This window comes from Kineococcus esterisolvens (genome assembly GCF_050871405.1).
Taxonomy (GTDB): Bacteria; Actinomycetota; Actinomycetes; order Actinomycetales; family Kineococcaceae; genus Kineococcus.
This window is the reverse complement of the sequence record NZ_JBJLRI010000003.1, coordinates 18,217-36,848: the sequence shown is the minus strand read 5'-3', so window position 1 is coordinate 36,848 and position 18,632 is coordinate 18,217. Positions and strand designations below refer to the sequence as shown.

At 76.9% G+C, this 18,632-nt stretch carries 16 protein-coding genes; 11 read left to right on the top strand and 5 right to left on the bottom strand.

Features of this window, described 5'->3' with window-relative positions:
* Positions 1-76 precede the first annotated feature (76 nt).
* Positions 77-1,321: an o-succinylbenzoate--CoA ligase gene (gene menE, locus ACRYR8_RS01955; RefSeq protein WP_432482392.1), complete on the bottom strand. Its 1,245-nt coding sequence runs from the start codon at positions 1,319-1,321 to the stop codon at positions 77-79.
* A 227-nt stretch (positions 1,322-1,548) separates the two neighbouring features.
* On the opposite strand from menE, the gene ACRYR8_RS01950 reads away from it, so the two are divergent.
* Positions 1,549-3,909: a putative bifunctional diguanylate cyclase/phosphodiesterase gene (locus ACRYR8_RS01950; protein WP_432482391.1), complete on the top strand. Its 2,361-nt coding sequence runs from the start codon at positions 1,549-1,551 to the stop codon at positions 3,907-3,909.
* An 18-nt stretch (positions 3,910-3,927) separates the two neighbouring features.
* Here ACRYR8_RS01950 and ACRYR8_RS01945 read toward each other — a convergent pair whose 3' ends face one another.
* Both ACRYR8_RS01945 and ACRYR8_RS01940 read right to left on the bottom strand, forming a co-directional pair.
* Positions 3,928-4,758 (bottom strand): PDC sensor domain-containing protein, encoded by an 831-nt coding sequence (locus ACRYR8_RS01945; RefSeq protein ID WP_432482390.1) that lies wholly within the window; start codon positions 4,756-4,758, stop codon positions 3,928-3,930.
* Positions 4,759-4,800: 42 nt separating this feature from the next.
* Positions 4,801-5,742, bottom strand: coding sequence for a 1,4-dihydroxy-2-naphthoyl-CoA synthase (locus ACRYR8_RS01940; RefSeq protein ID WP_432482389.1), 942 nt, complete (start codon positions 5,740-5,742; stop codon positions 4,801-4,803).
* A 151-nt stretch (positions 5,743-5,893) separates the two neighbouring features.
* Between ACRYR8_RS01940 and ACRYR8_RS01935 the strand changes: the two genes are divergently transcribed.
* Together ACRYR8_RS01935 and ACRYR8_RS01930 are read left to right on the top strand one after the other, a co-directional pair.
* Positions 5,894-6,709: a DUF8692 domain-containing protein gene (locus tag ACRYR8_RS01935; RefSeq protein WP_432482388.1), complete on the top strand. Its 816-nt coding sequence runs from the start codon at positions 5,894-5,896 to the stop codon at positions 6,707-6,709.
* A gap of 23 nt (positions 6,710-6,732) precedes the next feature.
* Positions 6,733-7,758: an o-succinylbenzoate synthase gene (locus ACRYR8_RS01930; RefSeq protein ID WP_432482387.1), complete on the top strand. Its 1,026-nt coding sequence runs from the start codon at positions 6,733-6,735 to the stop codon at positions 7,756-7,758.
* Here ACRYR8_RS01930 and ACRYR8_RS01925 read toward each other — a convergent pair.
* Complete coding sequence (locus ACRYR8_RS01925; RefSeq protein WP_432482386.1) at positions 7,727-8,155, bottom strand: PaaI family thioesterase; 429 nt, start codon at positions 8,153-8,155, stop codon at positions 7,727-7,729. The two genes, ACRYR8_RS01930 and ACRYR8_RS01925, sit on opposite strands and share 32 nt — an antisense overlap.
* Before the next feature lie 63 nt (positions 8,156-8,218).
* On the opposite strand from ACRYR8_RS01925, the gene menD reads away from it, so the two are divergent.
* The 5 genes from menD (at position 8,219) to ACRYR8_RS01900 (ending at position 14,303) form a co-directional block, all read left to right on the top strand.
* Entirely contained in the window at positions 8,219-9,928 is a 1,710-nt protein-coding gene (gene menD / locus ACRYR8_RS01920; protein WP_432482385.1) for a 2-succinyl-5-enolpyruvyl-6-hydroxy-3-cyclohexene-1-carboxylic-acid synthase, read from the top strand.
* A gap of 102 nt (positions 9,929-10,030) precedes the next feature.
* Positions 10,031-11,089 (top strand): acyltransferase family protein, encoded by a 1,059-nt coding sequence (locus tag ACRYR8_RS01915; protein WP_432482384.1) that lies wholly within the window; start codon positions 10,031-10,033, stop codon positions 11,087-11,089.
* Positions 11,090-11,146: 57 nt separating this feature from the next.
* A complete protein-coding gene (locus ACRYR8_RS01910; RefSeq protein WP_432482383.1) occupies positions 11,147-11,860 on the top strand; it encodes a demethylmenaquinone methyltransferase in 714 nt (237 codons plus the stop codon).
* A 67-nt stretch (positions 11,861-11,927) separates the two neighbouring features.
* A complete protein-coding gene (locus ACRYR8_RS01905; protein ID WP_432482382.1) occupies positions 11,928-13,253 on the top strand; it encodes a geranylgeranyl reductase family protein in 1,326 nt (441 codons plus the stop codon).
* A gap of 24 nt (positions 13,254-13,277) precedes the next feature.
* On the top strand, positions 13,278-14,303 hold the full coding sequence (locus tag ACRYR8_RS01900) for a polyprenyl synthetase family protein (RefSeq protein ID WP_432482381.1): 1,026 nt from the start codon (positions 13,278-13,280) through the stop codon (positions 14,301-14,303).
* A 27-nt stretch (positions 14,304-14,330) separates the two neighbouring features.
* Here the strand turns inward: ACRYR8_RS01900 and rarD are convergent, their stop codons facing one another.
* Positions 14,331-15,314, bottom strand: coding sequence for an EamA family transporter RarD (gene rarD, locus ACRYR8_RS01895; RefSeq protein ID WP_432482380.1), 984 nt, complete (start codon positions 15,312-15,314; stop codon positions 14,331-14,333).
* Between the two features lie 94 nt (positions 15,315-15,408).
* On the opposite strand from rarD, the gene ACRYR8_RS01890 reads away from it, so the two are divergent.
* Genes ACRYR8_RS01890 through ACRYR8_RS01880 form a run of 3 tightly spaced genes read left to right on the top strand, consistent with a single transcriptional unit; the run spans position 15,409 to position 18,590 of the window.
* Positions 15,409-16,812, top strand: coding sequence for an FAD-dependent oxidoreductase (locus ACRYR8_RS01890; RefSeq protein WP_432482379.1), 1,404 nt, complete (start codon positions 15,409-15,411; stop codon positions 16,810-16,812).
* The gene (locus ACRYR8_RS01885) at positions 16,813-17,622 is read left to right on the top strand and encodes an electron transfer flavoprotein subunit beta/FixA family protein (protein ID WP_432482378.1); all 810 of its coding nucleotides are present in this window, start codon (positions 16,813-16,815) and stop codon (positions 17,620-17,622) included.
* Complete coding sequence (locus tag ACRYR8_RS01880; RefSeq protein WP_432482377.1) at positions 17,619-18,590, top strand: electron transfer flavoprotein subunit alpha/FixB family protein; 972 nt, start codon at positions 17,619-17,621, stop codon at positions 18,588-18,590. Before ACRYR8_RS01885 ends, ACRYR8_RS01880 begins: the two co-directional genes overlap by 4 nt.
* The last annotated feature ends 42 nt before the right edge of the window (positions 18,591-18,632 follow it).

Here is an 18,632-nt window from a genome sequence, read left to right as displayed (position 1 = left end):
TCCTCGATCCGGTCCGGCTCCGCCGCCGGTCCCCACTTCACGACGAACGGCGTCCGGGCGCGGTTCCCCGCCCCGCTCAGCGCGGGCCGGGGCGGCCCGCCAGGGTCCGCAGCGCCGCCCGGTCCGGCTTGCCCGGCCCGCGCAGCGGAAGGGCGTCCAGCAGGAGCAGCTGGCGGGGCGCGGCGTGCGGGGCGACGCGCTCGCGCACCGCTGCCCGCAGCTGCTCCAGGGTCGGTGCCGCCCCGGCGGCGGGCACGACCGCGGCCACGACCCGTTCGCCCCACTCGGGGTCGGCCACGCCGACGACGACGGCCTCGGCGACCCCCGGCACCGCGGCGAGGGCGTCCTCCACGAGGCCGGGGGCGACCTTCAGCCCGCCGGTGGTGATGAGGTCGTCCAGCCGGCCGGTCACCCGCACCAGGGGCCCCGCGGCGTCGCGGGTCAGCACGGCCGCGTCGTCGGTGCGGAAGGTGCGGGGGCCGCCGGGGGCGGTGCGGAACGCGGGGTGCCGCGGCAGGCCGCGGTAGCCGCGGGCGACGACGGGGCCGGTCAGGGTGAGGCGGCCGTCGTCCTCCAGGGCCGCACAGGTCCCGTCCAGGGGGCGGCCGTCGTACACGCACCCGCCGCAGGTCTCGGACATCCCGTAGGTGGTGACGACCGGCACGCCGGCGGCGCGGGCGCGCGCCAGCAGGGGGGCGGGGGTGGCGGCGGCGCCGACGAGGACGGCGGTGTGGGCGGCGAGCGCCGCGGTGGCCTCCGCCCCGGCGTCGAGGAGCCGCACGAGCTGGGTGGGCACCAGGGAGGTCAGCAACCGCGGCGCGGTGGCGGCGGCGGTGGCGGCGGTGAAGGCGGCCGGGTCGAACCCGCCGGTGGTGTCGACGACGACGGGCTCGGTGCCGGCGCGCACCGAGCGCAGCAGCACCTGCAGGCCGGCGACGTGGTGGGCGGGCAGCGCCAGCACCCACTGCTCGCGACCGCTGCCGCTGCTGGTGCCGCGGCCGGGCTCGCTGAGCCGGCGGGCGGTGGCGTCGGCGGAGGCGCGCAGCGCGCCGGCGCTCAGCAGGGCGCCCTTGGGGGTGCCGGTGGACCCGGAGGTGGCCACGACGAACGCCGTGGGGTCGCCCGGGTCGTCCTCACCGGGACCGAGCGGCTCGCCGGTGCGCAGCGCGGGGTGCGGGGCGCCGCCCTCGGCGTGCGGGTGCCAGGCGGTGCCGGAGCGGCCGGCCAGGGCTTCGGCGAGGACGGGCAGCAGCTCCAGCACGCGCCGGCCGGCGGGCACCGGCAGCGCGTGCAGCGGCCGGGCCGGGGCGGGGGAGGGCACCGGGGGAGCGTAGGCCGCTCCTCCGCCCCCGGAGGCACCGGCAGCGGTGCCGGAACGGAGGCGACCACCAGTGGTGGGAGAATCACGATGCGTCCGGGTCGTGGGAACGCGCAGCCGCCGCGTTGCTCCACACGCGCGAACCGTGCGACGGATCGCCTCATCGTGGGTGACCATTCGTGACCGGAGTGTCAGGATGGCCCCGCTCGTGCCGGGGAGGGGGGATGACGGTGAGCAGCACCGTTCCGGACCGGCGACCCGTCGCCAGCGTCGTCTACGACGGTGCGGTCGCGCTCGCCGCCGTCTGCACCACCGTCGCCGCCGCGATCGCCTTCGCCCGCGGCGCCGACGGCGACGCGCTGCGCCACCTCGGCTGGAGCCTGCTCATCGGCTTCCCCCTCGTGCAGCTGATGACCCGCTTCCCCTTCCAGGTGAACACCAAGCACGCCGGTGTCGAGGTCCAGTTCGACGTGGGCGTCCTGGTGTTCCTGCTCTGCTTCGCGCCGACCTGGACGGCCACGCTCGCCTGGGCGCTGTGCGTGATCCCCACCAACCTCCTGCAGCGCAAGAGCTGGGTCAGCCGCGTCTACAACGCCTCCATCGGCGTCCTGTTCGCCCCCGTCGCCGTGGCCGTGCTGCACCTGCTGGGCGCCGACGGCGGGGGGCGGGCCGTCGCCCTGAGCGGCGGCCCGTCCGAGCTGCTCAGCGTCGCCGCCGCCGTTTTCGCCGTCTTCGCCGTCGACCTGCTCGTCTCCGCAGTCTCCGTCGCCGTGCAGGAACGCACGAGCGTGCGGGCCGAGCTCGCCCACGCCGGCACGTGGCTCGCCGCGGGCGCCGCCCTGGCCGTCGGCGCCGTCGGCTACCTCGGCGGCCTCGTCGAGGAGCGCATGACGCCGTGGGCCGCCGGGCTGCTCGTCGTGCCCATGGTCGTCACCCTCATCGCCACCCGCGCCATGCGCACCACCCGCGACGTCGCCCGCCGCACCGAGGCCCTCTTCGAGGCCGCCACCGCCCTGCACACCCAGGGCCGGCGCGCCGACCTGGCCCGGGCGCTGGCCAAGCACGCCCGCATGGTCGCCGGCACGCCCGCCGCCACCGTCCGCTCCGTCGGCCCCGGCGAGGGGGAGATCGGCGTGCCCGTCGTCGCCGGCGACGGCCACGTCCTCTACGTCACCGCCCCCCAGCGGCGTGACGCCGCCCAGCGCGCCGCCGACGAGAAGGCCCTCGAAGCCCTCGCCTCCGTCGGCGAGGCCGCGTTCTTCCGCGTCGGCGCCAACGAGGAGATGCACGGCCTGGCCCGCCGCGACGTCGTCACGGGCCTGCCCAACCGCCTGCAGTTCTCCGAGCGCCTCGCCCTCGAGCTGGACCGCGCCCGCGAGAGCGAGCGCCTCGACCAGCTCGTCGTGCTCTACCTCGACCTCGACGGCTTCAAGGGCGTCAACGACCGCTTCGGCCACGAGGCCGGCGACGAGCTCCTCCGGCTCGTCGGTGCCCGCCTGCGCGACACCCTGCGCGGCGGCAGCACCGTCGCCCGCCTCGGCGGCGACGAGTTCGCCGTCCTGGCCCCGCAGTGCCCCGACGTCGAGGGCCTGTGCCGGCGGGTGCTCGCCGCGCTGCGCGTCGAGGTGCGCATGCGCGGGCACGTCGTGCGCGCCCAGGGCAGCATCGGCTGCGCCCGCGCCCGCCCCGGCGACGACGTGGGGACCCTCCTGCGCAACGCGGACACCGCGATGTACCGGGCCAAGGCCACCGGCAAGAACCGCTGGGTCGAGTTCCGCCCCGAGCTGCTGGAGGAGGAGATCGCCCGCCTGCAGGTCATCGAGGACCTCCAGCAGGCCCCCGCCGAGGCGTTCGTCGTGCACTACCAGCCCATCGTGGACCTCGCGACGTCCGAGGTCGTCGCCATGGAGGCCCTCGTGCGGTGGCGCCGCGACCGCGGCGACGAGCCCCTCGTGGGGCCCGAGGAGTTCATCGGCCTCGCCGAGCGCTCCGGGACCGTCGTCGGCATCGGCGACGCCGTCCTGCGCACCGTCGCCGGCGACGCCGCCGCCGTCCAGCTGCGCGCCGGGCGCCGCATCGACCTCATGGTCAACGTCTCCCCGGTGCAGCTGCGCCACCCGGACTTCACCACCCGCGTCGCCGCCGCGGTCCGGCAGGCCGCCGCCGCCGGCAGCCGACTGCACCTCGAGATGACCGAGAACGTCATGATCGACGACGACACCGTCGAGGTGCTGCGCGACCTCGCCGACACCGGCGCGCTGCTGACGATCGACGACTTCGGCACCGGGTTCTCCTCCCTCGGCTACCTGCGCCACCGGCCGTTCTCGTCCTTCAAGATCGACCGCAGCTTCGTGCGCGACATCGCCACCGAGCCCACCGCGCGCGCCCTCGTCGACGGCATGGTCAAGATGGGCCAGGCGCTGGGGTTGTCGATCGTCGCCGAGGGCGTCGAGCACGCCGAGCAGGCGCGGATCCTGCGCGAGATGGGGTGCCCGCTCGCCCAGGGGCACCTGTACTGCCGGCCCCTGCCGCTGGAGGAGCTCGGGGAGGTCCTCGGCCGGCCCACCGCCGCGCACCCGCTCATCGCCTGAACCCCGCGCCGGGCCGGCTCAGACCCGGAAGCGCCCCACCGGGTGCCGCACCCGCTGCGCCGCGTCCGCGACCTGGCGCACCGAGGCGTCCGTCTGCTCGGCGCCGGTGTTCGTGCCGTCCGCGATCCGGGCGACCCCGCCCATGGTCCCGGCGATGTCCGCCAGGCTGCTCCGCAGCCGCACGATCGGCCGCATCAGGCGGGTGCCGATCACCCGGGTGGCGGCGCCCGCGGCCCCGAACGCCCCGAGCCCGAGCAGGACGGTGGAGTCGCGCAGCGCGGGACCGTCGATCACGTCGTCGGCCTCCAGGCGGTCGTTGACCTGCTCGCCGGTGCGGCTCGCGTCGAGGGCGGCGGTGCCGAGCGCTCCGCCGAGCGTCGTGTCGAGCAGGTCGGCGCGCGGGTGGGTCACGACGGTCCCCCGGTCGGTCACGAGCGAGGCGTACCCGGTGCCGTGCGGGCGGATGCCGGCCGGGGAACCGGTCAGGGCCGTGAGGCCCAGGTCGACCGTCACCACGCCCGGGAACCGGCCGCTCGAGAGGACCGGGGCGGTGGCGGTCGTCATGAGGACGTCGCCGCCGGAGGTGGGGTGGACGTGGGGCTCGGTGAGCAGCGGATGCCGGGTCTCCTTCGGTGTGAAGCAGCAGTCGGCCACGGACTCGTCGGCGTGGTCGGCGAGCGCGCTCAGCTCCACCTCGTCGCCGGAGCGGGACCATGAGGGGGTGGACCGCCCGCTGGCGTCGGTCCCCGCGGTCCCCGCGAACCGCGCGTCCTCACCGTCGAAGGCCTGCGGCTCCCGGGCCGTGGAGGCGCCGGTGAACTCCGGGTGCGCCTCGAGGGCGGCGCGCACCAGGGCCGTGGCCGCCGGGCGGGCCGCCGGCCGGGGCGCGGGTCAGAAGTACCAGGGGAAGGGCGACCAGTCCGGTTCGCGCTTGCCGAGGAACGCGTCGCGCCCCTCCACGGCCTCGTCGGTCATGTAGGCCAGGCGCGTGGCCTCCCCGGCGAAGACCTGCTGGCCGACCATCCCGTCGTCGACGGCGTTGAAGGCGAACTTCAGCATCCGCTGGGCGGTGGGGGACTTGCCGTTGACCTCGGCGGCCCACTGCAGGGCCGTCTCCTCCAGCTCGGCGTGCGGGACGACGGCGTTGACCATGCCCATCTCGTGCGCCTGCTGGGCGGTGTAGGGGCGGCCGAGGAAGAAGATCTCGCGGGCGAACTTCTGCCCGACCTGGCGGGCGAGGTACGCGGAGCCGTAGCCGGCGTCGAAGGAGCCGACGTCGGCGTCGGTCTGCTTGAAGCGGGCGTGCTCGGCGCTGGCGAGGGTGAGGTCGGCGACGACGTGCAGGGAGTGCCCGCCGCCGGCGGCCCAGCCGGGCACGACGGCGACGACGACCTTCGGCATGAAGCGGATGAGGCGCTGCACCTCCAGCACGTGCAGCCGCCCGCCCTCGGCCTTCGCGCGCGCGGCGTCGACGGTGTCCGCGGTCTCGCCCTCGGCGTACTGGTAGCCGGAGCGGCCGCGGATGCGCTGGTCGCCGCCGGAGCAGAACGCCCAGCCGCCGTCCTTGGGGCTGGGGCCGTTCCCGGTGAGCAGCACGCACCCGACGTCGGGGGTGCGGCGGGCGTGGTCGAGGACGCGGGCGAGCTCGTCGACGGTCCGGGGGCGGAACGCGTTGCGCACCTCGGGCCGGTCGAAGGCGATGCGGACGGTGCCGCGCTCGCGGCCGGGTCGCGTGCAGCGGTGGTAGGTGACGTCGGTGAGGTCCTCGAAGCCGGGCACCTCCGTCCACGCGGAGGGGTCGAAGGTCTCGCTGACTCCGTCGAGGGCGCTCACGTCGGCCGAGGGTAGACGGGGCCGGCGACGTTCGGCGCACCGTGGCCGCCCCATCACGCTGCGGTGAGGAAGAGCGTCGGAACGATGGACGGGGGGGATCGGTTCCGCCGGACAACTTTCGCCGGCGACCCGGAGGTGCCACCCTCCCGGGGTGAACACGGGGGAAACCAGGGGTGAAGCGCCGTGCGGCGCCGGGTCGCCCGGAACGCCGCGCCGCTCGCGCGAGGTCCTGCTGCTGCCCGGCCGGGGGACCGCGGTGCTGCTGCTGGTCGTCGCCGCGCTCAGCGCCGTCAGCCTGCTCAGCCGGGCCGTCACCGGCGCGCCCGCCCTCGACGGCGTGCCCGGCCTGGACAACCTCGAGCGGTGGTTCTACGTCGACCGCGAGGGCGGTGTGCCGGCCTGGTTCAACGCGGTGCTGCTGTTCGTGTGCGCCGAGCGGCTGTGGCACGTCTCGCGCGCCGCGCGCGCCGAGGGCCACCCGCAGCGCCGCTGGCGGCGGCACTGGCTGCTGCTCGCCGTCGCGTTCGGCTACCTCTCGTTCGACGAGATGAGCGCGGTGCACGAGATCGTCATCGGGCCGCTGCGCGAGGGCTTCGGCCTCACCGGGTTCCTCAGCTTCGCCTGGGTGGTGGTGGCGGTGCCGCTGGTGGTGGCGTTCGGCCTGCTGTTCGTGCGGTTCCTCCTCGCGCAGTCGCCGGCCGTGCGGTGGGGCGTGCTGCTGTCCGCGGCCGTCTACCTCGGCGGGGCCGTCGGCGTGGAGGTCCTCAGCGCCGGCGCCTACAGCTCCCTCGGCGAGGACAGCGCCCTCTACGTCCTGGCCGCCGGCGTGGAGGAGGCCCTGGAGATGGCCGGACTGGTCCTCTTCCTCGGCGTGGTCACCACGGTGCTGCACACCGGGCCGGCCGGGCCCGCCGTCGTCACCCTGCCGCGGGACGCGGCGTCGCGGCGCGCGAGCACCACCGGGTGAGCGCCGCGGGCCAGGATGGGGACGTGCCCCCCCTGCCCCCGCTCGCCGACCTCCTCGACGCCGCCCGCGTCGTGCGCCTGCCGCTGCGCACCCGCTTCCGGGGCCTCACCGAGCGCGAGGCGCTGCTGCTGCGCGGGCCCGCCGGGTGGGGCGAGTTCGCCCCCTTCGTCGAGTACGGGCCCGAGGAGTCCGCGCGCTGGCTGGCCGCCGGGGTCGAGGCCGCCTGGAGCGGGTTCCCCGCGCCGCGCCGCGGGCGCGTCGAGGTCAACGCCACCGTCCCCGCCGTGCCCGCCGCCGACGTGCCCGCCGTCCTGGCGCGCTTCCCCGGCTGCCGCACCGCGAAGGTCAAGGTCGCCGAGCGCGGCCAGCGGCTGGCGGACGACGTCGCCCGCGTGCGCGCCGTGCGCGACGCCCTCGGCCCCGGCGGGAGGGTGCGGGTCGACGCCAACGCCGGCTGGGGCCTGGACGAGGCCGAGCGCGCACTGGCGGTGCTGGGGGAGAGCGGGCTGGAGTACGCCGAGCAGCCCTGCGCCACCCTGGAGGAGATGGCGCTGCTGCGCCGCCGCCTGGCCCGCGCCGGCACGCCCGTGCCCCTGGCCGCCGACGAGAGCGTGCGCAAGGCCGAGGACCCGCTGAGGGTGGCGGGGCTGGAGGCCGCCGACGTCGTCGTGCTGAAGGTGGCCCCGCTGTCGGGCGTGCGCCCGGCGCTGCGCGTGGCCGCGGCGTGCGGGCTGCCCGTGGTCGTCTCCAGCGCCCTGGACACCTCGGTGGGCCTGGCCGCCGGGACCGCGCTGGCCGCCGCGCTGCCGGAGCTGCCGTTCGCGTGCGGGCTGGGCACCGGCGCGCTGCTCACCGCCGACGTCACCGCGGAACCGCTGCTGCCGGTCGACGGCGCCCTGCCCGTGGGCCCGGCGCGCGCCGACGAGGACCTCCTGGAGCGGTACCGCGCGCCCGCCGACCGCGAGGCGTGGTGGCGCGAGCGGCTGCGAGCCTGCCACGACGTCCTGCGCGACGTCCTCAGCGGGGCGCCGGGCGCACCAGGTTCGTGATCCGCGCCGTGCACAGCCGCCGGCCGGCCTCGTCGGTGACGACGACCTCGTGGCTGCACAGCGTGCGCCCGAGCGAGATGGCCGTCGCGGTGCCCGTCACCCGCCCCGAGGAGACCGGGCGGTGGTGGGTGGCGTTGATGTCGGTGCCCAGCGCCTGACCGCCCGGCCACACGTGCAGGAACGCCCCGATCGACCCCAGCGTCTCGGCCAGCACGCAGCTCGCCCCGCCGTGCAGCAGGCCCGCGACCTGCGTGTTGCCCTCCACCGGCATCGTCGCCACCAGCCGCTCGGGAGCGGCCTCGACGAACTCGATGCCCATCCGCTCCACCAGGCCGCCGGACGGGAAGACCGCCAGCAGCTCCTCCAGGGACGGCAGGGACCGGGTGCTCTCGCTCACACCCGGAGGCTGCCACACGCCCCGCGGCGCGTGGCACCGGCCGGCAGGGGGTCAAATGGAGGGGTGAACCCCTCGACCGCGCTCGCGACGGTCCTCGTCGACGCGCTGGTCTCGCTGGGCCTGCGCCACCTGGTCCTCTCGCCCGGCTCGCGCAGCGCGCCGCTGGCCTACGCGGCCGCCGGGGCCGCCGATGCCGGGCGCCTGGAGCTGCACGTGCGGGTCGACGAGCGCAGCGCCGGCTTCCTCGCCCTGGGCCTGGCCCGCGGTGCGCTCACCCGCGGCGAGGACCCCCTGGTGGCCGTCGTCACCACCAGCGGCACCGCCGTGGCCAACCTGCACCCGGCCGTGCTGGAGGCCTCCCACGCGGGCGTGCCCCTGCTGGTGCTGTCCGCGGACCGCCCCCACGAGCTGCGCGGTTCCGGCGCCAGCCAGACCGCCGACGCCCAGGCCCGCCTCTTCCTGCCCTCGGTGCGCTTCTCCGCCGACGTGCCCGCCCCCGCCGACCCGGACCGGCAGGCGCCGGCGTGGCGCTCCGTGGTGGCGCGCGCCGCCGCCGCCGCCCGCGGCGCCCGCGGTGGGGGCGCCGGCCCGGCGCACGTGAACGTCGCCTTCGCCGACCCGCTGACGCCCTCGCCGGGTGCGGCACCGGGCGGGTCGGCCGGCCTGGCGCGCGTGGCGACCGTGCCACTGCCGCCGCCCGCGATGCTGCCGCGCGGCCCGCGCACCGTCGTGCTCGCCGGCGACGCCCCGCACGCGTCGGTGGGCGCCGCGGCTCGCGAGCTCGCCGAGGGGGCGGGCTGGCCGCTGCTGGCCGAGCCCAGCTCGGGCGCCCGCGGCGGGCCGCAGGCCGTCGGGCCGTACCGGCTGCTGCTGGGCGCGTGCGACGCCGAGGGCCCGCTGGACGCGGCCGAGCGCGTCGTCGTGTTCGGCCACCCCACGCTGTCGCGGCCGGTGACGCGGTTGCTGGCCCGCGACGACGTCGAGCTCGTCGTCGTCAGCGCGTCCGGGACGTGGCCGGACGCGGGGTTCCGCGCCTCGGCGGTGCTGCCCGCCGCGACCGTCGCCGCCCCCGCCGGCGGGGCGGAGCTGGAGTTCTCGGCCCGGTGGGCCCGGGCGGCGAAGCTGGCGCAGGACGCCGTCGACGCGCTGCTGGACGCCGAGGCGGCGGCCGGGGTCCTCAGCGGGCCGTGGGCGGCGCGCGCGGCGGTGCGGGCGTGCGCGGCGGACGGGGCGGCGTTCGTGGTGGCCGCCAGCAACCCGGTGCGCGACGCGGACCTCGCCACCCGCCCGGCGGGCGTGCCGACGGTGTCCAACCGCGGCCTGGCCGGCATCGACGGCACCCTGGCGACCGCCTCCGGGGTGGCGCTGGCCCGCGGCGGCGGCGGCGCCCGCCTGCTGGTGGGGGACCTGGCGTTCTTGCACGACGCGAACGCGCTGCTGCCGGTGCCGGGGGAGGCCCGGCCGGACCTGACCGTGGTGCTCGTCAACGACGACGGCGGCGGCATCTTCGAGACCCTGGAGCACGCCTCCTCGGTCTCGCGCAGCACCTTCGAGCGGGTGGTGGCGACCCCGCACGGGGTGGACGTGGCGGCGCTGTGCGCGGCCACGCACGTGCCGCACGAGCGTCCCGCGACGCCCGCGGCGGCCGCCGCGGCGATCGCCGCACCCCCGGAGGGGCTGCGCGTGGTGGAGCTGCGGGTGCCGCGCGCGCAGGTCGCCGACCGGGCGCGGCGGTTCGCGGACGCGGTGCGCGCGGTCGTCGCCGCGGGCTGAGCGCCCGCCGCCGGGGTTGTCCAGGACCCCACCCCCTCGTACCCTCCCGTCACGTCAGAGGTCGCGCTCCGTAGCGACCCTGCGACGCACCGGGGGAGCGCCATGACCACGTCGGGGACCGCGCCGGGCACCACCGCTCAGGACGGCACGGGGAGCGCGGCGGGGGCCGCCCAGCGGCTCGGCTGGGCCGACGCCGCCAAGGGCGCGGCCATCGCGCTCGTCGTGCTGACCCACGCCACGATGTTCCTGCAGGAGGCCGGGTACGCCACCCCCCACTGGCAGGCGCTGAACAACCTGCTCGCCGGGGCGCGCATGCCCCTGTTCTTCGCGGTCTCGGGCCTCTTCGCCGCCTCGGCGCTGAACGGGTCGTGGCGCCGGGTGCTGCACCGGCGCGTGCTGCCCAACGCGTGGCTGTTCGCGCTCTGGCTCGCGGTGACCACCGCCTTCTTCGCCACGGGCGCCTGGGTGGAGGCCGGCCAGCCCGCCGGCGCGGGCGAGCTCGCCGCGGCGCTGCTGCGCCCGCACACCGAGCTCTGGTACCTGTACGCCCTCGCCGTCTACGCCGTCGTCGCCCGCGCGCTGCGGCCGGTGCCCCCCGCGGTGCAGCTGGCCGCCGCGGCCGCGCTGTCGGTGACCACCAGCGCCGGCCTGACCGCCACCGGCAGCTGGGCCTGGGACGACGTGGCCGCCCATCTCGCGTTCTTCCTCGCCGGCCTGCACGGCCGCCGGGTGCTCGCGTCCGTCGCCGAGGGCGCCGGCGCCGTGCGCACCGCCGGGCTGCTGGCCGCGTTCGCGGTGGTGGGCGGTGCCGTCGGGCTGCTCGACCTGCACCTGGTGCCGGGCCTGCCGCTGCTGCGCGGCGCGCTGGGCGTGCTAGCGGCGGTGGCCGCCTGCGCGCTGCTGGTGCGCCGGTGGCCGCGCACGCCGCTGCGCGCGCTGGGCCGCGCCACCCTGCCCGTGTACCTGACGCACGTGCTGCTCATCGCGGTGCTCACCACGGTGCTGGAGGTGCTGGCGCCGCCGGCGCTGCCGGTGCCGGTGCGGCTGGCGCTGCCGGCCGTGGTCACCCTGGTCGTCGTCCTCGCCGGGGTCGCCGCGCGGCGCCCGCTGGCGCGGGTGCCGGGGCTGCTGGGCCTGCCGGCGTCGCTCGCCGCCCGCTGAGGCGCCCGGCGCCACGGCAGCGACGGGGGTGCGGCACCCGCCTGAGAGGATGGCCGGGTGACTCCCGACGGGCGCGAGCTGGCCGACCTGACGAAGCGCCCCCGGCAGGTGTCGGCGATGTTCGACGACGTCGCCCACCGCTACGACGTCACCAACGACGTGCTCTCCGCCGGGCAGGACCGGCTGTGGCGGCGCGCGGTGGTGCGCGCGGTGGACGCCCGCCCGGGGGAGCGGGTGCTGGACCTGGCGGCGGGCACGGGCACCTCCAGCGAACCGTTCGCCGACCGCGGTGTGCGGGTGGTGCCGTGCGACTTCTCCCTGGGGATGGTGCGCACCGGCAAGCGCCGGCGCCCCGACCTGCCCTTCACGGCGGGGGACGCCACGCGGCTGCCGTTCGCCGACGGCGTCTTCGACGCGGTGACGATCTCCTTCGGCCTGCGCAACGTCGTGGACGTGGACCGCGCGCTGCGGGAGATGGCGCGCGTGGTGCGCCCGGGCGGGCGGCTGGTCGTGTGCGAGTTCTCCACCCCGCCGAACCCGCTGGTGCGCCGCGCGTACGGCACGTACCTGCGCCACGGCCTGCCGCGGGTGGCCAGGCTGGTCAGCTCGCACGGCGACGCGTACGGCTACCTGATGGAGTCCATCGAGGCGTGGCCGGACCAGCGGGCGCTGGCCGCGCGCATCGGCGGCGCCGGGTGGGGGCGCGTGCAGTGGCGGGATCTGTCCGCGGGGGTCGTGGCGCTGCACCGGGCCGTGCGCACGGGGGCCTGAGCAGCGCGAACTACACTCGCAGGGCAGTTCGTGAAGGATTTCACGAGCGAGGACGACGGAGGACCAGGTGGCGGTCGAGACCGGTGGCGCGACCAGCGCCGCCCAGCGCGCGGGCGACGACGCCGACGTCCTCGTCGTCGGCGCCGGCCCGGCCGGTTCCACGCTGGCCCGGTACCTGGCCGTCGCGGGCCGTCGCGTGCTGGTGCTGGAGAAGGGCGCGTTCCCCCGCGAGAAGGTCTGCGGCGACGGGCTGACCCCGCGCGCGAGCCGCGAGGTGGAGCTGCTGGGCCTGCCCACCCCCCGCGAGGACGGCTGGGTCCGCAACAAGGGCCTGCGGCTGATCGGCGGTGGCGTGCGGCTGCAGGTGCCGTGGCCCGAGATCAGCGACTTCCCCCCCTACGGGCTGGTGCACACCCGCTCCCGCTTCGACCAGGCGCTGGCCGAGCACGCCCGCGCCGGCGGCGCGACCGTGCTGGAGCGCACCTCCGTCACCGCGCCGGTCGTGGACGAGCGCACCGGCCACGTCGTGGGCGTGCGCGCCCGCCCGGTGGACGGGAAGGGCCGCCGCGCCGGTGAGGAGCGCGTGTTCCGCGCCCCCGTGGTGGTGGCCGCCGACGGCGTGGGCAGCCGGCTGGCGCTGTCCATGGGCCTGCACCGGCGCGACGACCGGCCCCTCGGCGTGGCGGTGCGCACCTACTTCCGCAGCCCCCGCCACGACGACGACTGGCTGGAGAGCTGGCTGGAGCTGCGCGAGGACGGCGCCCGCGCGAAGGAGCTGCTGCCCGGCTACGGCTGGGTGTTCGGCGTGGGCGACGGCACGAGCAACGTGGGCCTGGGCGTGCTGAAGGCCGACGCCGGCTCCGGGGACGTGGACTACCGCAACCTGCTGCGCCGCTGGCTGTCGTCGCTGCCGCCGGAGTGGTCCTTCGACCCCGACCACCAGGTCGGTGAGGTGCGCGGTGCGGCGCTGCCCATGGCGTTCAACCGCACGCCCCACTACACGCGGGGCCTGCTGCTCGTCGGTGACGCCGGCGGCATGGTGAACCCGTTCAACGGCGAGGGCATCGCCTACGCGATGCAGTCCGCCCGGCTGGCGGCCGAGGTCGTCGACGGGGCGCTGGCCGCACCGCACGCGCGCGGCCGCGAGCGCGCGCTGCACGGCTATCCCGCCGCGGTTCGCGCCCAGCTGGGTGGGTACTACACGCTGGGGCGCGTGTTCGTCTCCCTCATCGGCCACCCGGAGGTCATGCGCGTCGCCACGCGTCACGGCCTGCCGCGGCCCGGGCTCATGAAGCTGGTGGTCAAGCTGCTGGCGAACCTCGCCGACCCCACCTCCGAGGACGTCGCCGACCGCGTCGTCGTGGCGCTGCAGCGGCTGGCCCCCGCCGCGTGAGGGGCCGGCCGTGAGGAGCGAGGCGTGAGGAGCGACGTGACCAGTACCAGGACGAGCACGGGCCTGCCCACCAGCGACACCGGCCTCGAGTCCGCCCTGCGCGAGCGGCTGGAGGTCGTCGAGGAGCGCCTGCGCGACGCCGTGGGCAACACCGACCCGCTGGCCGACGCCGCCTCCCGCCACCTGGTGGAGGCCGGCGGCAAGCGGGTGCGGCCGATGCTGACGCTGCTGGGCGCCCACCTCGGCGACCCCTCCCGCCCGGAGGTCGTGGACGCCGCGGTGGTGGTGGAGCTGACCCACCTGGCCTCGCTGTACCACGACGACGTCATGGACTCCGCGCCCACGCGGCGCGGGGCGCCGGCCGCGCAGCACGTGTGGGGCAACAACGTGGCGATCCTCACCGGCGACCTGCTGTTCGCGCGCGCCTCCAACCTCGTCGCCGGCCTCGGGCCGGAGGCGGTGCGGGTGCAGGCGCAGACGTTCGAGCGGCTGTGCCTGGGGCAGCTGCACGAGACGGTGGGCCCGCGCCCGGGCGAGGACCCGGTGGCGCACCACCTGGACGTGCTCAGCGACAAGACGGCCTCGCTGATCGCCACCGCGGGCCGCTTCGGGGCGCAGTTCGGCGGTGCGCCGCCGGGGGTGGTGCGTGCGATGGTCCGCTACGGCGAGGACGTGGGCGTCGCCTTCCAGCTGGCCGACGACGTCCTGGACCTGACCAGCGACGTGGGCGACTCCGGCAAGCGCCCGGGCACCGACCTGCGCGAGGGCGTGCCCACGCTGCCGGTGCTGCTGGCGCGCCGGGCCGCCGCCGAGGGCGACGCGGACGCGGTGCGCCTGGTGGCGCTGCTGGACTCCGGGCGCCTCGGCGACGACGACGTGCTCGCCGAGGCGGTGGAGGTGCTGCGCGCCCACCCGGTGACGGGGGCCGCGCGGGCCACGGCCCGCGAGTGGGCGGCGCGGGCCGCGGCCCACCTGGCCGACGTGCCGGACGGTGCCGCGCGCCGGGCGCTGCAGACGTACGCGGGCACGGTCGCCGACCGCGTCGGCTGAGCGGGCGCCCGCGGGCGCTGCCCGTCGTCAGCGACGGGGACGCCCCCACCGGCGCGCCGCGGGCACCGGCCGGCGGCGCTGGGCGCGCACGGCGTCGGCGGTGAGCAGCGCCAGCGCCGTCCACACCAGGGCGAACCCCGCCCACCGCGAGGCGGGCATGGTCTCGCCGAGCACCAGCGCGGCGAGGAACTGCAGCACGGGGGTGGAGTACTGCAGGAGCCCGATCGTGGTCAGCGGCACCCGCCCGGCGGCCAGCGCGAACAGCAGCAGCGGGGCCAGCGTGGCGGGCCCGGACAGCACGGTGAGCACCGCGTGGTCGGTGCCGCCGGCGGTGAACGTCGAGCGGCCCGTCGTCCCGATCCAGGTCAGGGCGGCGAGGGCGGGCAGCACCAGCACGCCCGTCTCCACGGTCAGCCCCGTCAGGGGGTCCACCCCCGCGCCGGAGCGGGCCAGGCGGTTCTTCAGCAGCCCGTAGGTGCCGAAGGAGACCGCCAGCGCCAGCGCCATCCACGGCAGCCGCCCCAGGTCGGCGGTGATGACCACGACCGCGGCGGTGCCCACGCCGACCGCGACCCACTGCGTGCGCCGCAGCCGCTCGCGCAGCACCAGCACGCCCAGCAGCACCGTCACCAGCGGGTTGACGAAGTAGCCCAGGGACGCCTCCAGCACGTGCCCGGTGGTCACGGCCAGCCCGTACACGCCCCAGTTCACGGCGATGGCCACGGCGGCCACGGCCAGCAGCCGCAGCTGGGCCGGGGTGCGCAGCACCCGCAGCACCGCCGGCCAGCGGCGCAGCGCCGTCAGCAGCAGCACCGACAGGGCCAGCGACCACACCACCCGCTGGGCGAGCAGCTCCAGCGCCCCGGTGGGCAGCAGGGCGTGGAAGTAGAACGGGAACAGCCCCCACAGCACGTAGGCGCCGGCGCCCGCGAGGACGCCGCTGCGGGCGCTGCGCGCGTCGGCGGCGGTGGTGGCGGGAGCGGTGGGCGGGGGTGCGGAGGGCGGTGCCACACGGGCATGCTGCCGTCCGGCGCGCCACCCGCGTGCCGTTAGGCTTGCCTACGCAGTTCGACAGACGACGTCGAGACGAAGGACACCAGATCCCGTGAGCACCCAGCGTCCGCTGCGCGTGGCCGTCGTCGGAGCCGGACCGGCGGGCATCTACGCCTCGGACATCCTCTCCAAGGCAGACCTGTCGGCGACGGGCTTCGACGGCGTGAGCATCGACCTGATCGAGCGCCTCCCCGCGCCCTTCGGCCTCGTGCGCTACGGCGTGGCCCCCGACCACCCGCGCATCAAGCAGATCGTCGTCGCGCTGGAGAAGGTCCTGGGCCGCGGCGACATCCGCCTGCTCACGAACGTGACCTTCGGCACGGACGTCACGCTGGAGGAGATGCAGCGCCACTACGACGCGGTGGTGTTCTCCACCGGTGCCATCGAGGACGCCCCGCTGAGGGTCCCGGGCGTGGACCTGCCGGAGAGCTACGGCGCCGCCGACTTCGTCTCCTGGTACGACGGGCACCCGGACTACCCGCGCGAGTGGCCCCTGGAGGCCCCCAGCGTCGCCGTCCTGGGTGCCGGCAACGTCGCGCTCGACGTGGCGCGCATGCTCGCCAAGCACGCGGACGACCTGCTGCCCACCGAGATCCCGGACAACGTCTACCAGGGCCTGAAGGCCTCGAAGGTCACCGACGTGCACGTCTTCGCCCGCCGCGGCCCGGCGCAGGCGAAGTTCTCCCCGCTGGAGCTGCGCGAGCTGGGCCACGTGCCCGACGTCGACGTCCTGGTCGACCCGGAGGACTTCGAGTTCGACGAGGGCTCGATGGCCGCCATCGACAAGTCGAACCAGACCAAGCAGGTCGTGAAGACCCTCACGGACTGGACGCTGAAGGAGGGCGACGGCACCGCCTCCCGGCGCATCCACCTGCACTTCCTGCACGCCCCCGTGGAGATCGTCGGCACCGACGGCCACGTCAGCGCGCTGCGCACCGAGCGCACCCGGCTGACGGGCGACGGCACGGTCGAGGGCACCGGCGACGTGCGCACCTGGGACGTGCAGGCCGTCTACCGCGCGGTGGGCTACTTCGGTTCCCCGCTGCCGGGCGTGCCGTTCGACGAGCTCAAGGGCGTCATCTCCAACCACGAGGGCCGCGTGCTGAGTCCCGAGGGCGAGCACCTGCCCGGCGTCTACTGCACCGGCTGGATCAAGCGCGGCCCCGTCGGCCTCATCGGGCACACCAAGTCCGACGCCTCCGAGACGGTCCGCCACCTCGTCTCCGACGCGGCGTCCTTCACGCCCGCTCCCGAGGCGGACCCGCAGGCCGTGCTGGACCTGCTGACCGGCAAGGGCGTGGACGTGCTGACGTGGAACGACTGGGAGCTCCTGGACGCCTACGAGCGGGCGCTGGGTGCGCCGCACGGGCGCGAGCGCGTCAAGGTCGTCTCCCGCGAGGACATGATCCGGTACTCGCGCGAGGTGCTCGCCGAGGCCGCCGCCCGGGAGGCCTGAGTGCGCGTCGTCGTCTGCGTCAAGCACGTCCCCGACGTCCAGTCGGCCCGCTCCTTCCGCGAGGACGGGCTGCTGGCCCGAGGCGGCGAGGACGACACCCTCAACGAGCTCGACGAGGACGCCCTGGAGGCCGCGCTGCGCCTCGTCGAGGCGCAGCCGGTCGCCGAGGGGGAGCAGCCCCACGAGGTGACCGTCCTGACCGCCGGTCCCGCGGCGGCCGTGGAGGCGCTGCGCCGCGGGCTGGCGATGGGCGCCACCGGTGCGGTGCACGTGCGCGACGACGCGATCGCCGGCTCGGACGCGATCGCCACCGCCCGGGTCCTGGCGGCGGCCGTGCGGCACCTGCACGCCGAGCGGCCCGTCGACGTGGTCGTGGCCGGCATGGCGGGCCTGGACGGGCTCACCTCGCTGGTGCCCGCGGCCCTGGCCGCGCTGCTGGACTGGCCGCAGCTCACCCTCGCCGACGAGATCACCGTCGAGGGCGGCACCGTGCGGGTGCGCCGGGAGACCTCCACCGACGTCGAGGTGCTCAGCGCCCCCGCGCCGGCGGTGCTGTCGGTGACCGACCAGGCGTTCCGCGCCCGCTTCCCCGACTTCAGGGGCATCCTCGCCGCGCGCAAGAAGCCGGTCGCGGTGCTCTCGCTGGCCGACCTCGGCGTCGACCCCGCCACCGTCGGGCTCGACGGCTCCGCCACGCGCGTCCTGGAGGCCGCACCGCGCCCCGAGCGCGGCGACCGCGTGCTGGTGACCGGCGGCGCCGAGACGGTGCCGGCCCTCGTGGACTACCTGGTGCGGAAGGGTTTCGCGTGAACCTCCTCGTCCTGCTCGACCACGGCGACGGGCGGCTGCGCCCCACCGCCCTGGAGCTGCTGACCCTGGCCCGCGACGTGCCGGGCGCGCGGGTGCACGCCGTGTGGGTCGGCGCGGCCCCGGGCGAGGAGGCGCGCGCCGCCGTCGCCGCGCACGGTGCCGCCGTGCTGCACCACGTCCTCGTCGAGGGTGCCGACGACCGCCTCACCGCCTCCGTCGTGGACGCCCTCGAGGCCGTGCGCGCCGAGGTGGACGCCCCGCTGCTGCTGGTCGCGTCCACCTTCGAGGGCAAGGAGGTCGCCGCCCGCCTGGCCGGGCGCACCGGCGCGGGCGTCGTCACCGGCGCCGGTGCCCTCGAGCTCGGCGCCGACGGCCGCTTCGTCGCCGGCAAGACCGTCCTGGCCGGCACCTGGACCACCCGCTGCGCCGTCACCGCCCCCTTCGGGGTCGTGGCGCTGGCCCCGAACGCCGTGCAGGCCGCCCCGGTGGACGGCGCCGGTGCCCTGGACGTCGTGGAGCACCGCGTGGCCGCCTCCGCCGCGGCCCGCGCGGTCACCGTCCACTCCCGCGAGCCCCGGCCCACCTCCGACCGCCCGGCGCTGGCCGAGGCGGAGGTCGTCGTCGTCGGCGGTCGCGGCGTGGAGGGCGACTTCTCGCTCGTGGAGGAGCTCGCCGACGTCCTCGGCGGCGCCGTGGGCGCCACCCGCGTGGCCACCGACGAGGGCTGGATCGGGCACGAGGCCCAGGTCGGGCAGACCGGCGTCACCATCAGCCCGCGCCTGTACGTCGGCGCGGGCGTCTCCGGCGCGGTGCACCACCGCGGCGGGATGGCCGCCTCGGTGACCGTCGTGGCCGTCAACAGCGACCCCGACGCGCCGATCTTCGAGTTCGCCGACTACGGGATCGTCGGCGACCTCACCGAGGTCCTGCCCGCGCTGAGCGACGAGATCCGCCGCCGCCGCTCCTGAACCGCGCTGGTTTGCGCGCGGGCGTCGTCGTGCCCTAGGTTT